The sequence below is a fragment of the Roseomonas sp. KE0001 genome, from assembly GCF_016107285.1.
In the GTDB taxonomy this organism is placed as follows: Bacteria; Pseudomonadota; Alphaproteobacteria; order Acetobacterales; family Acetobacteraceae; genus Pseudoroseomonas.
Genome location: NZ_RCVQ01000003.1, coordinates 311,356 through 324,255, shown reverse-complemented (window position 1 = coordinate 324,255; position 12,900 = coordinate 311,356). Strand labels below are relative to the sequence as shown.

At 72.2% G+C, this 12,900-nt stretch carries 12 protein-coding genes; 5 read left to right on the top strand and 7 right to left on the bottom strand.

Features of this window, described 5'->3' with window-relative positions; translation table 11 throughout:
- The first annotated feature begins 97 nt into the window (after window positions 1–97).
- The 3 genes from D9598_RS08015 to D9598_RS08005 are packed head-to-tail and all read left to right on the top strand — an operon-like array spanning window position 98 to window position 5,463.
- Window positions 98–2,920, top strand: a complete 2,823-nt coding sequence (locus tag D9598_RS08015; protein WP_370591963.1) for an ATP-dependent DNA helicase — start codon at window positions 98–100, stop codon at window positions 2,918–2,920.
- 26 nt (window positions 2,921–2,946) lie between these two features.
- Window positions 2,947–3,369, top strand: coding sequence for a tellurite resistance TerB family protein (locus tag D9598_RS08010; RefSeq protein WP_198365930.1), 423 nt, complete (start codon window positions 2,947–2,949; stop codon window positions 3,367–3,369).
- Window positions 3,370–3,414: 45 nt separating this feature from the next.
- Window positions 3,415–5,463 carry a prolyl oligopeptidase family protein gene (locus D9598_RS08005; RefSeq protein ID WP_198365929.1) on the top strand — a complete coding sequence of 683 codons (2,049 nt, stop codon included), beginning with the start codon at window positions 3,415–3,417 and terminating at the stop codon, window positions 5,461–5,463.
- An 81-nt stretch (window positions 5,464–5,544) separates the two neighbouring features.
- On the opposite strand, the gene D9598_RS08000 is transcribed toward D9598_RS08005, so the two are convergent.
- From D9598_RS08000 to groES, 3 genes are all read right to left on the bottom strand, one after another.
- Complete coding sequence (locus tag D9598_RS08000; protein ID WP_198365928.1) at window positions 5,545–5,748, bottom strand: cold-shock protein; 204 nt, start codon at window positions 5,746–5,748, stop codon at window positions 5,545–5,547.
- A 279-nt stretch (window positions 5,749–6,027) separates the two neighbouring features.
- Window positions 6,028–7,671, bottom strand: coding sequence for a chaperonin GroEL (groL, locus tag D9598_RS07995; RefSeq protein WP_198365927.1), 1,644 nt, complete (start codon window positions 7,669–7,671; stop codon window positions 6,028–6,030).
- A 51-nt stretch (window positions 7,672–7,722) separates the two neighbouring features.
- A complete protein-coding gene (gene groES / locus D9598_RS07990) occupies window positions 7,723–8,013 on the bottom strand; it encodes a co-chaperone GroES (RefSeq protein ID WP_198365926.1) in 291 nt (96 codons plus the stop codon).
- 281 nt (window positions 8,014–8,294) lie between these two features.
- On the opposite strand from groES, the gene D9598_RS07985 reads away from it, so the two are divergent.
- Complete coding sequence (locus D9598_RS07985) at window positions 8,295–8,570, top strand: usg protein (protein ID WP_198365925.1); 276 nt, start codon at window positions 8,295–8,297, stop codon at window positions 8,568–8,570.
- 24 nt (window positions 8,571–8,594) lie between these two features.
- Here the strand turns inward: D9598_RS07985 and D9598_RS07980 are convergent, their stop codons facing one another.
- Genes D9598_RS07980 through D9598_RS07970 form a run of 3 tightly spaced genes read right to left on the bottom strand, consistent with a single transcriptional unit; the run spans window position 8,595 to window position 11,046 of the window.
- Window positions 8,595–9,524 (bottom strand): AEC family transporter, encoded by a 930-nt coding sequence (locus tag D9598_RS07980; protein WP_232477018.1) that lies wholly within the window; start codon window positions 9,522–9,524, stop codon window positions 8,595–8,597.
- A 2-nt stretch (window positions 9,525–9,526) separates the two neighbouring features.
- Window positions 9,527–10,156, bottom strand: coding sequence for a guanylate kinase (gene gmk, locus D9598_RS07975; protein ID WP_198365924.1), 630 nt, complete (start codon window positions 10,154–10,156; stop codon window positions 9,527–9,529).
- Window positions 10,153–11,046, bottom strand: coding sequence for a YicC/YloC family endoribonuclease (locus tag D9598_RS07970; RefSeq protein WP_198365923.1), 894 nt, complete (start codon window positions 11,044–11,046; stop codon window positions 10,153–10,155). Before D9598_RS07970 ends, gmk begins: the two co-directional genes overlap by 4 nt.
- Before the next feature lie 39 nt (window positions 11,047–11,085).
- Between D9598_RS07970 and D9598_RS07965 the strand changes: the two genes are divergently transcribed.
- The gene (locus D9598_RS07965) at window positions 11,086–11,874 is read left to right on the top strand and encodes an SDR family oxidoreductase (RefSeq protein ID WP_198365922.1); all 789 of its coding nucleotides are present in this window, start codon (window positions 11,086–11,088) and stop codon (window positions 11,872–11,874) included.
- A 9-nt stretch (window positions 11,875–11,883) separates the two neighbouring features.
- Here the strand turns inward: D9598_RS07965 and mltG are convergent, their stop codons facing one another.
- Complete coding sequence (gene mltG, locus D9598_RS07960; protein ID WP_370591978.1) at window positions 11,884–12,849, bottom strand: endolytic transglycosylase MltG; 966 nt, start codon at window positions 12,847–12,849, stop codon at window positions 11,884–11,886.
- Window positions 12,850–12,900 lie beyond the last annotated feature (51 nt).

The window sequence follows — 12,900 nt, the reverse complement described above, 5'->3', positions numbered from 1 at the left end:
TCGGCAGGGCGGCCAAAGCCACCCCGCGCGGCCATCACGATTGGAAAAACCCCGCTGGCGGCTGGCTTCGTTCGTGCTTTGCCCCTACTCTCCTCCGGTGACTGCCACCAAGGGCCGGAACGACGCCCTGCCCCCCCGCCTGGTGCTGCCGAGCGGCCCGGCCCTGGTCGCCCCGGCGCCCGGCAGCGCCGCGCTGCTCACCCCTGATGGCGAATTGTTCACCCCGCGCCCGGCCGAGTTGCCGGAGCTGCTGCGCGAGTTCGGCCCGCCCATCCTGGTCCATGCCCCGGCCACGGCACGGCGGCTCGGCCTGTCCGGCCTGCCCGGCGCCTGCGACCTGCTGGAGCTTTTCGCCTTCTGCCTGCCGGCCCAACCGGCGCCGCCCACGCCGCGCGGCCTGGCCCTCGCCCTCGACCTGCCGGCGCCCGGGGATGCGGAAGCCGCCGCCGCGCTGCTGCCGGAGATCGCCGCCGAGCTGCTGCGCCGCCTGGCCCGCGCGCGCCACGCGCCGCTGAACCGCGACGCGGCGATGCTGGCGGCGCGGCTGCGGCAGGCGAATGACTGGCCATGGGCGGACTCCGTGCTGGCGGCGCTGGGCCAGCCCGCCGCCCGCCCCTCGGCCGATGCCCTGAAGGTCTGGCGCCAGCTCGCCGAATGGGAGGATGCCGGCCCGCCGCCGCCGCCCGCCAGCCATCCGGTGGCGCCGGCCGAGGCGCGCGCCCGCCTGGCCGAGATCCTCGGCGAAGGTGCCGAGCAGCGCCCCTCCCAGGCGGACTTCGCCTCCGCCGCCAGCCTTGCCTTCACCCCGCGGGAGCTGGCCGGCGAGCCCCGCCTGGTGCTGGCCGAGGCGGGAACCGGCACCGGCAAGACGCTGGGCTATGTGGCGCCGGCCAGCCTCTGGGCCGAGCGGAACGGCGCTCCGGTCTGGATCGCTACCTATACCCGCAACCTGCAGCGCCAGCTCGACCAGGAGCTGGCCCGCCTCTATCCGGAACCCGAGGAGCGGCGCCGCAAGGTGGTGATCCGCAAGGGGCGCGAGAACTACCTCTGCCTGCTGAACTACGACGAGGCGGTGAGCGGCGCCATGCCGGGCCGCCTCACCGCCCTCGCCCTGGTGGCGCGCTGGGCCCTGGCCACGCGGGACGGCGACCTGCTGGGCGGCGACTTTCCCGGCTGGCTGGTCGAGCTGTTTCCGCCCGGCAGCATCTCGCTCCTGGCCGACCGCCGCGGCGAGTGCATCCATTCCGCCTGCCCGCACTGGAAGCGGTGTTATGTCGAGCACTCGATCCGCCGCGCCGCCGGGGCGCACCTGGTCGTGGCCAACCACGCCCTGGTGATGGTCCAGGCGGCGCTGGGCGGCGGCGAGGACGGGCCGGCGCTGCGCTATGTCTTCGACGAGGGGCACCATCTCTTCGATGCCGCCGACGGGGCCTTCTCCGCCGCCCTCTGCGGCGCCGAGATGGCCGAGTTGCGCCGCTGGCTGCTGGGCCAGGAAGGCGGGCGGAGCCGGGCGCGCGGCCTGCGCCGCCGGCTGGAGGAGATGCTGGCCCAGCACCCCGCTTTGCTGCCGCCGCTCGACCTGGTGGAACATGCCGCGCGCGCCCTGCCCGGCGCCGGCTGGTGGGACCGCTGGGACGAGGCCGAGGACGGGGCCGCGCCCGGCGAGGCCTTCCTGCGCGCCGCCCGCACCCAGGTCCTGGCGCGCAGCGCCGAGGCCGATCCGCTCTATGACGCCGAATGCGACCTCCATCCCCTGCACGCGGATCTCCCCGGCGCCGCCGCCGCGCTGGAGACGGCGCTCGAGGCGCTGCGCGACCCGCTGAAGTACCTGGCGAAGCTGCTCGCCGGGATCCTGGAGGACCCGGACCAGGAGCTGGAGACCGGCGACCGCATCCGCCTGGAGACCGCCATCCGCAGCGTCGAGCGGCGCGCCCTGATGCCGCTCACCGCCTGGACCGCCATGCTGCGCCAGCTGCGCGAGGCCCCCGCCGAGCCCGGCCAGCGGCCGACCTTCGTGGACTGGCTGGCGCTGTCCCGGCGCGAGGGGCGCGACATCGATGCCGGCCTGCACCGCCACTGGCTGGACCCCACCGTGCCCTTCGCCACCCAGGTGGCAGCTCCGGCCCATGGCGTGCTGATCGCCTCCGCCACGCTGCGCGACGCCGCCCGCCACGACCCCGAGGCCGCCTGGCGCGAGGCCGAGGCGCGCACCGGGGTGCAGCACCTGCCGAACCCGGCCATCCGCGCCGCCCTGCCCTCGCCCTTCGACTATGCCGCCAATACGCGGGCCTTCATCGTCGAGGATCTCAGCCGGGACAGCCCCGCCCAGGTGGCAGCGGCGATGCAGCAGCTCTTCCTGGCCGCCGGCGGCGGCGCGCTCGGCCTGTTCACCGCCATCCGCCGGCTGCGCGAGGTGCACGCCCGCCTCGCCCCCGCCCTGGCCGAGGCCGGCATCCCGCTCTACGCCCAGCATGTGGACGCCATGGACAGCGCGACCCTGGTCGACATCTTCCGCGCCGAGGAGGATTCCTGCCTGCTCGGCACCGACGCGCTGCGCGACGGGGTGGACGTGCCGGGCCGCGCGCTGCGCCTGCTGGTGTTCGACCGCGTGCCCTGGCCGCGCCCCTCCATCCTCCACCGGGAGCGGCGGATCCATCTTTCGGGCGGCCGGCCATCCGCCTATGACGATGCCATCGCCCGGCACCGGCTGCGGCAGGCCTTCGGCCGGCTGATCCGCCGCGCCGACGACCGGGGCGTCTTCGTGCTGCTCGATCCCCGCACCCCCTCACGCCTGCTCGCCGGCCTGCCGGACGGCGTGACCCCGCAGCGCCTGGGCCTCGCCGAGGCGGTCCGGCAGACCGCCGCCTTCCTCGGCGGCCGGCCCGCCGGGGCGATTGAAGCGGCGCCCGCCCTGCGTTAGGCCTTCGCCGAACAAGGAAGAGACCGATGCCGCACACCAAGATCCGCTTCAATGCGCAGGAGGCCCTGGTCTGCGCCATGGTGCTGATGTCCGCCTCCGACCAGCAGATGTCCGATGCCGAGCTGGGCATGATGGCGCGGCTGGTGCGGGAACTGCCGGTCTTCGACGGATTCCTCCCCGAGGAGATCGAGACGGTGACGGAGTCCTGCCTGACCCTGCTGCGGCAGAACGACGGCCTGGACCGCGCCTGCGCCCTGATCCGGGACACGCTGCCGCCCCGCCTGCGGGAGACCGCCTATCTGCTGGCCTGCGAGGTGGCGGCGGCGGATGGCGACGCCACTCAGGAGGAGTTGCGCTTCCTGCAGGACTTCCGCATCGGCCTGGATATCGACCGCCTGATCGCCGGCGCCATCGAGCGGGCGGCCAAGGCCCGCTACCAGATCGTCTGAGCCACTTTCCCTCCCGAGTCTCTCCCTCCGGCACGGAGCCGCCGCATGACCGAGGACGACCCCTTTCTGTGGCTGGAGGAGATCGAGGGGGAGCGCGCCCTCTCCTGGGTGGAGGCGCAGAACGCGGCCACCCTCGCCCGCCTCGCCGATGCCCGCTACGCCGCCGACCGCGACGCGGTGAAGGCGGCGCTGGACCGGCCGGACCGGCTGCCCTTCGTGACCCGCCGCGGCGCGCATCTCTACAACTTCTGGCAGGATGCGGCGCAGCCGCGCGGCCTGTGGCGCCGCACCACGCTCGACAGCTTCCGCCAGGAGCGGCCGGACTGGGAGGTGCTGCTCGACCTCGACGCCCTGGCCGCCGCCGAGGGCGAGGACTGGGTCTGGCGCGGCGCCGGCACCCTGCCGGGGACGCATGACCGCGCCCTGCTGCGCCTCTCGCGCGGCGGCGGCGACGCCGTGGTGCTGCGCGAATACGATCTCGCCACCCGCGCCTTCCCGGCAGGCGGCTTCGCCCTGCCGGAAGCCAAGGGTGGCGCCGACTGGCTGGACCGCGACACGCTGCTGGTCTCCCTGGCGCTCGACGCGGCCAGCTCCACCCGCTCCGGCTATCCGCGCAGCATCCGCCTGCTGCGCCGGGGCGAGACGCCGGGCGAGGCCCGCATCCTGTTCGAGACCGGCGTGGAGTCCATGGGCGCCTGGGGCGGGGTGGAGCGCGAGGACGGGCGGGAGATCCTGGTCTTCCAGGAGCAGCTCGGCTTCTTCGACCAGGCGATCCATCTCGGCGACCGCGAGGGCCGCTCCCGCCGCATCGACCTGCCGACCGACCTGCGCCTGTCCTGGCAGCGCGGCTGGCTCGCCGCCCAGCCGCGCAAGCCCTGGACGGTGGGTGGCGTCACCCACGCCCCGGACACCGTACTGGGCGCGCGGCTGGCGGAGGTGCTGGCGGGCGAGGCCCGCTTCCGCACGCTGTTCACGCCGGCGCCGCGCCGGGCCCTGCAGGGCTTCTTCTGGTGCGCCGGCCGGCTGGTGCTCTCCGTGCTCGACGAGTTGCGCCCCGTCTTCACCCTCCTCACGCCCGGCGAGGAGGGCTGGACCTCGGCGCCCGTCACCGGCCTGCCGGATATCGGCGTGGTCGGCCTCCGCCCGCTCGACGAGCGTGAGGACGAATCCGACGGCACGCTGCTGGTCATGGCGCAGGACCCGCTCACGCCGCCCGAGATGCTGCTGACGGACATCCGCCTGACGGCGCCGGCGGTGCTGCGGCGATCCTCGCCCGCCTTCGACGCCAGCGGCCTGGCCGTCTCGCGCCACGAGGCCGTCTCGACCGATGGCGAGCGCATTCCCTATGTGCAGATCGGTCCCCGCCACCAGGAAGGCGGGGGGAGCGGCGATGCGCCGGTCCACATGACCGGCTATGGCGGCTTCCAGATCCCGCTGCTGCCCGCCTACAGCAGCACCTCCGGCCTGCTCTGGCTGGCCAAGGGCGGCACGGCGGTCATCGCCAATATCCGGGGCGGCGGCGAGTTCGGCACCGCCTGGCACGAGGCGGGGCGGCGCCAGGGCAAGATCCTCTCGCACGACGACTTCGCCGCCGTCGCCGCCGACCTGATGCGGCGCGGCGTGACGCGGCCCGGGCGGATCGCGGCGGAGGGCGGCTCGAATGGCGGCCTGCTCATCGCGAATATGCTGACCCGCTACCCGGAACGCTTCGGCGCGCTGTTCTGCACCATCCCGCTGATCGACATGCGCCGCTACACGCGGTTGCTGGCGGGGGCGAGCTGGAAGGACGAGTATGGCGACCCCGACAGGCCCGAGGACTGGGCCTTCATGCGCCACTTCTCGGCCTATCAGGCCGCCGTGGCGGGGCGGCCCTATCCGCCGATCCTGATCGCCACCAGCCGGCGGGACGATCGCGTCCATCCCGGCCATGCGCGGAAGATGGCGGCCAGGCTCCAGTCTCTGGGCTACGAGGCGCTGTTCTACGAGCCGGCGGCCGGCGGACATGGCTATGGCAAGGACAATGGCGAGGTCGCCGCCTTCTCCGCCCTGGGCAATGCCTTCCTGCGGCGCGCCATCGGCTGGGAAACCGCCTGACGGACGAAAAAACCCGCCTCCCGGAAGGGAGAGCGGGCATGCAAGCCGGACGCGGCCTGGCCGGCCGCCTCCGCCGGGGCCTCAGAGCGGCTTCAGGTTGATCGCGGCGGCCTTGCCGCGCTCCATGGCCACGTCGTAGCTGACCTTCTGATTCTCGTTCAGGCCCTGCAGGCCCGCCTTCTGGACGGCGGTGATGTGCACGAAGACATCCTTGCCGCCATCCTGCGGGACGATGAATCCAAAGCCCTTGGTCGCGTTGAACCACTTCACGGTGCCGGTCGCCATGGCGACGCACTCCTCTCAAATGCGGCGGCAGGGCATGAGCGCCCTTGCCTGTGGCCCATCCGGTTTCACGGCTTGAAGGCGACCGGGTCTCCGGAGGCACGGCAAGGCGATCGGCAGCGGTTGGCGAGAAGAAGTGGGGCAGATCGGCACCGCCCTGTCAACGCAAACCGGCGCCGTTTCGTAACGAACGCGTTAGCCCTCGCGCATGCGAAAAGGGGCGGCCCTGCGGCCGCCCCTCCTGCTGTTCCAGCCCGGGGGCCGGACCTCGATCCCGGAGGATCAGAAGTCCATGTCGCCGCCCATGCCGCCCATGCCGCCCGGAGCGCCGGCCGGAGCCTTCTTCTCCGGACGCTCGGCGATCATCGCCTCGGTGGTGATCAGCAGGGCGGCGATGGAGGCCGCGTCCTGCAGGGCGGTGCGGACGACCTTGGTCGGGTCGATGATGCCGGCGTCGACGAGGTTCTTGTACTCGTCGAGCTGGGCGTCATAGCCGTACTCGTAGGTGCTGTCGCGCAGGACCTCACCGGCGATCACGGCGCCGTCCTTGCCGGCATTCTCGGCGATCTGCTTCAGCGGCACCTGGATGGCACGGCGAACGATCTCGATGCCGACATGCTGGTCGTTGTTGTCGCCCTTCAGGTCGGCGAGCTTGCCGGCGGCGCGCAGCAGGGCCACGCCACCACCCGGCACGATGCCTTCCTCGACCGCGGCGCGGGTCGCGTGCAGCGCGTCGTCGACGCGATCCTTGCGCTCCTTCACCTCGACCTCGGTGGAGCCACCGACACGGATGACGGCGACGCCACCGGCCAGCTTCGCCAGGCGCTCCTGCAGCTTCTCGCGGTCGTAGTCCGAGGTGGTCTCCTCGATCTGCGCCTTGATCTGCTCCACGCGGCCCAGGATGTCGTCCTTGGCGCCGGCGCCATCGACGATCGTGGTGTTCTCCTTCTCGATGCGGATGGTCTTGGCCTGACCCAGCATGTCGAGCGTGACGGTCTCGAGCTTGATGCCGAGATCCTCGGAGATCACCTGGCCACCGGTCAGGATCGCGATGTCCTCGAGCATCGCCTTGCGGCGGTCACCGAAGCCCGGGGCCTTCACGGCGGCGATCTTCAGGCCACCGCGCAGCTTGTTGACGACCAGGGTGGCCAGGGCCTCGCCCTCGACATCCTCGGCCACGATCACCAGCGGACGGCCGGACTGCACGACGCTCTCCAGCAGCGGCAGCATCGGCTGCAGCTGGGACAGCTTCTTCTCGTGGATCAGGATGTAGGGGTTCTCGAGCTCGGCGATCATCTTCTCCGCATTCGTGATGAAGTACGGGGAGACATAGCCGCGGTCGAACTGCATGCCCTCGACGACGTCGAGCTCGGTCTGGATGCCCTTGGCCTCCTCGACCGTGATCACGCCCTCGTTGCCGACCTTCTCCATCGCCTGGGCGATCATCTCGCCGATCTCGGACTCGCCGTTGGCGGACAGCGTGCCGACCTGGGCGACCTCACCGGAGGTGGTGATCTTCTTGGTCTTGGCCTTCAGCTCCTCGACGACGACGGCCACCGCCTTGTCGACGCCACGCTTCAGGTCCATCGGGTTCATGCCGGCGGCCACGGCCTTGGCGCCCTCGCGGACGATGGCCTGGGCCAGCACGGTCGCGGTGGTGGTGCCGTCACCGGCCAGGTCGTTCTGCTTCGAGGCCACTTCGCGCACCATCTGCGCGCCCATGTTCTCGAACTTGTCGGCCAGCTCGATTTCCTTGGCGACCGTCACACCGTCCTTGGTGATGCGCGGCGCGCCGAAGGACTTGTCGATGACGACGTTGCGGCCCTTCGGGCCCAGCGTCACCTTGACGGCATCGGCCAGGATATCGACGCCGCGCAGCATCCGCTCGCGGGCACCGGCGCCGAACTTGACGTCCTTAGCAGCCATGATTCTCTACCTCTGTTCTGATCGGTTCGTGGGAAACGGGGGTCCGCAGGCTCAGGCCGCGATCACGCCCATCAGGTCGGATTCCTTCATGATCAGGAGCTCCTCGCCGGAGATCTTGACCTCGGTGCCGGACCACTTGCCGAACAGGACACGGTCGCCGACCTTCACGTCGAGGGCGACGAGGTCACCCTTCTCGTTGCGCGCGCCGGAGCCGACGGCGACGATCTCGCCTTCCTGCGGCTTCTCCTTGGCGGTGTCGGGGATGATGATGCCCCCCGCGGTCTTCTCCTCGGCGGTCAGCCGGCGGACGACGACGCGGTCATGCAAAGGACGGAAATTCATTGGCCCTCTCCTGACGCCCTATTGTGGCGCATTCAGCGACGGTTGCCTCTCCGGCCGGCGAGCCTGTTAGCACTCACTCCCGGAGAGTGCTGACGATCTAGGACGCTCCTCGGAGGTCGTCAAGCGTTCGGCAGCACTCTTTGTCGAAGAGTGCCAAGGCACTGAAACCAGACGGTTTTTCTTGTCATCCGCCGGTCACGCCATGGCATGCTCTCCTGGCCCGAAAGGGGAACAGAACGGCCCGAAGGCCGGGCCGGCTACCAGAACGGAGACGATCGCCCATGCTGCTGCGGGATATCGAAGGCTTCGTCCGAATCCCGGATTGGCGCCTGACCACCGCCGAGATCCTCTACCACCTGCCCGATCATCCGGGCCTGCTGCAGAGCTTCGTCTGGCAGAAGGTGGATCATGCGCCCCGCTTCCCGGAGCTCCACCGCTTCCTGGCCTTCTGGCAGCGGGAGATCCACGGTCCGCTGCACTCCGTGCGGGTAGCGTCGAGCGCCCTGACCCGGCCCGCCGAATTTCGGTACGCCGAGGGCCAGTTCAACCTGCACTGAGAAGAAAACCGGCCGATTCCCCGCTCACGTCAGGAGCAGGAGCAGCGCCGAGAGCGTCACGGTGGAGAGCAGCGTCGCGATCAACACCGTGGCGCCGGAGCGCTCGGCACCGCTCATGTAGCGCCGCGCCAGGAAGAAGGCATTGGCGCCGGTCGGCATGGCGGCGGTGAGCACCGCCACGGCCAGCGCCTCCCCCCCCAGCCCGAGCGCCAGCCCGGCACCCCAGACCAGCCCCGGCATGAAGGCCAGCTTGAGGCCGCAGCCCATCAGCGCCTCGGGCCAGTCGCGCCGGGCATTGAAGGAGAGCAGGCTGGCGCCCAGGGTGAACAGCGCCACGGGCGGCCCCGCCTGCCCCACCAGGTCGAGGAAGCGGCGCGCGGTGGCCGGCACTGGAATGCCGGCCAGCGTGACCAGCAGGCCGAGCAGCACCGCCAGCACGATCGGGTTGCGTAGCACGGCGAGCAGCGTCGGCTTCAGGATCCGCGTCATCGAGGCCTGGCTGCTGTGCGCGAGCTCGGCCACCACCGTGGCCAGCGGCAACAGGATCAGCGAATGCAGGGCCAGGATGCCCAGCAGCAGCGCCAGCCCGCTCTGGCCGAAGACCGCCAGGATGACCGGGATGCCGATCATGTTGGTATTGCCGAAGCTGCAGTTGAGGGCGAAGGAGCCGGCCTCGGAGAGCCGCAGCCGCAGCAGCCGCCACCCCAGCAGCAGGGCCAGGCCATAGGTCGTCAGACAGCCGGCGAAGAACGCCACCGCCACCACCCCGCCGCCGGAATGGGGCGAGGTGGCGCCGGCGAAGAGCAGGGCCGGCATGGCCAGCTTGAAGGCGAAGTCGTTGAGGCCGCGCAGCCCTTCCTCGCTCACCCAGCGCCGCCGGGCGAAGAGATAGCCGAGGCCGATCAGGGCGAAGATCGGCCCCAGGACATGCAGCAGCATGACGGGCCCGCCCATCGTCAGGGCTTCAGCAGTTCATCGATGAAGGCGGGCAGCCAAGGCTGGCGGCCGCGGGCGCAGCGCGCCGCATGCAGGATCGACCGCGCCTCCGCCACCGTCTCGTGGAAGTCGTTGTTCACGAGCACATGGTCGAAATCCGCCCAGTGGCTGATCTCGTCCCGCGCCGCCTGCATGCGGCGGGCGATCTCCTCCGGCGAATCCTGACCCCGCCCGTGCAGCCGGCGTTCCAGCTCCGCCAGGCTCGGCGGCAGCAGGAACAGGCTGACCACATCCGCCGGCAAAGCCGCGCGCAGCAGGCGGTGGCCCTGCCAGTCGATGTCGAAGAGCACGTCCCGCCCGGCCGCCAGCGCCTCTTCCACCGGGGCGCGCGGCGTGCCGTAGCGGCGGCCGAAGACCCGGGCCGATTCCAGCAGCGCGCCGGATGCCTCCATGGCCTCGAACTCCGCCATGCTGCGGAAGAAGTAATGGACCCCCTCCTGCTCGCCCGGGCGCGGCGCCCGCGTGGTGGCGCTGACGGAGAGGCGGAGATCCTTCTCCCGCTCCAGCAGCGCCCGGCTGACCGAGGATTTGCCGGCCCCCGAGGGCGCGGCGAGGACGAGGCAGAGGCCCCGGCGGGAGATCCGGTTCATTCGACGTTCGCCGCCTGCTCGCGCAGCCGCTCCAGCGCGGCCTTCAGGTCCAGGGCGACGCGGGTCAGCCCCAGGCTGGCCGACTTGGCCCCCAGCGTGTTCGATTCGCGGCCGAACTCCTGGGTCAGGAACTCCAGCCTGCGGCCCACCGGCCCGGGTTCCGCGAGCAGGGCGCGGGCTGCGGCCAGATGCGCGCCGAGCCGGTCCAGCTCCTCCCGCACGTCGGATTTCTGCGCCAGCAACGCCACTTCCGCCGCCAACCGTTCCTCCGGCACCCGGCGCTCGCCTTCCAGCATCTCAGCCAGCGCCGCCCGCAGCCGAGCCCGGTGCGCTGCGGGCTGGGCGGCGGCCTCGCCCAGCGCCACCTCGCGCAGGGCGGCGATCTCGTCGAGCAGGGTAGCGAGGATGGCGGCGAGCTTCTCCCCCTCCCCCCGGCGGGCGGCCGCCAGATCGTCGAGCGCCAGGGCGAAGGCCCGGGAGAGCACGGCTCGCCGGGCCTCCTCCTCGCCCGCCGCGGGATCGGCCGCTTCGGCCCGCAGCACGCCCGGCAGGGCCAGCACCGCCTCGGCGCGCGGCGGCGGGCAGCCGGGGATGCGCGCGGCCACCGCCAAGACGAGCTGGATGGCCTGCTCCAGCGCCACCGGATCCGGCGTCAGGCGGGGCCGCTGCTCCTCCCTCTTCAGGGACAGCGTGGCGGAGATGTTGCCCCGCTTGAAGCGCACCCCCACGGCCTCGCGCAGCGGTGCCTCCAGAGGATCCAGCCCGGGCGGCAGGCGCAGGCGCAGATCCAGCCCGCGCCCGTTGACGCTGCGCAGTTCCCACACGAAACCCGTGCCGTCCGGCAGGGTTCCCGACTGCCGGGCGAAGCCGGTCATCGACGAAATGGCCATGACCGGCCTTCTCTTCCCCTCCGGCACAGGATGCAAGACATGGCGCGCCGAGACTGGACGACGATCGCCATCACCGGCGCCTCCTCCGGCCTTGGCCTGGCTCTGGCCCTGGGCTGTGCCCGGCCCGGCGTGATGCTGCATCTGACGGGACGGGACGAGGCCCGCCTCGCCGGCGCGGCCAACCGCTGCCGCGCCGCCGGAGCCCAGGTGCGCGAGACCACGCTCGATGTGCGCGATGCCGGGTCGGCGGCCCGCTGGGTGGAGGGGATGGATCGGCTGGACCTGCTGGTCGCCAATGCCGGCGTCTCCGGCGGCACCGGCGGGGTGGCGGAACCGTCCGGGCAGACCCGGGCGATCTTCGCGACGAACGTCACCGGTGTGCTGAACACCGCCCTGCCCGCCCTGGACAGGATGGCGGCGCAGCCGCCGGGCGCCGACGGCATCCGCGGCCGGGTGGCGGTCATCGCCTCGGTCGCCGCTTTCGTCGCCACGCCGGGCGCCGCCGCCTACTGCGCCAGCAAGGCCGCCGTGCAGCGCTGGGCCGAGGCGCATGACGCGACCGAGCGTCACCGGGGGCTGCGCATCCACGCCGTCTGCCCGGGCTATATCCGCACCCCGATGACGGCGGTGAACGACTTCCCGATGCCCTTCCTGCTGACACCGGAGGCGGCGGCGCGGCGCGTCCTGCGGGGCATCGAGGCCGGCCGGGCGCGAATCGCCTTCCCCTGGCCGACCTATGCCATGGCCCGCCTGGCCGGCGCCCTGCCCATGGTGCTGCGCGCCGCCATCGCCGCCCGCCTGCCCGCCAAGCCGGTGGGACGAGGCTGAACAGCCGGCCTAGGGCGTGGCCCTGCGTCGCTCGATGGCGCGCCACCGGGCGACGTTGCGGTTGTGCTCCTCGAGGGTCCGGGCGAAGGCATGGCCGCCGGTGCCGTCGGCCACGAAGTAGAGGTCGTCGGTGCTGTCGGGCCGCAGCACCGCGCGCAGCGACTCGATTCCGGGGCTGGCGATCGGCCCGGGCGGCAGCCCGCGGTTGCGGTAGGTGTTGAACGGATGCTCGCGGTCCAGGTCGGCCCGGGTCAGCGCCCGGTCCAGCACGGCGCCGTCGGCCGCGGCATAGGCCACCGTCGGGTCCGATTGCAGGGGCATGTTGCGGCGGAGGCGATTGATGAAGACCGCCGCCACCCGCCCCCGCTCCTCCGGCATCCCGGTCTCCCGCTCGACGATGGAGGCCAGCACCAGCGCCTCTCGCGGGCTGGCCAGGGGAAGATCCGGGGCCCGCTCCTTCCACAACCGGTCCAGCGCCTCGCGCATGGCGGCGGCGGCACGCCGCACCACGCCGGCGCGGTTGTCGCCCCAGCTATAGGCATAGGTCTCCGGCAGCAGCTCGCCCTCGTCGATGGTCGGCAGGTCGCCATACAGGCCCTCCGCCTGCTGCAGGATCGCCGCCATTTGCCGGGCGGTCAGACCTTCCGGCAGAGTCAGACGGCGCTGCACCGGGCGCGCGGTGCGGAGCACGGCCAGCACGTCGCGCAGGGAACCCTGGGCGGGAAAGAGGAACTCGCCGGCCCGCAGCGGCCCCTCCTCCCGCGTCAGCCAGACGGCCGCGGCGAAGAGGCGCGGATCACGGATCACCCCTCGCTCGGCCAGGGTCGCGCCGATGGTCTGGACACCGCCGCCGCGTTCGACCACCACCGGCGTCGCCTGCGCCAGCGGGCCTGGCGCCGACCAGCTGCGCCAGCCCCACCAGGCCGTTCCGGCGCCGGCCACGACCAGGAGAAGAAATAGGGTCAGCAGGAACATCCAGAACTTGCGCAAGATCGGCCCTCCTCGTCGGCAAGCGGGGAAGGAGGC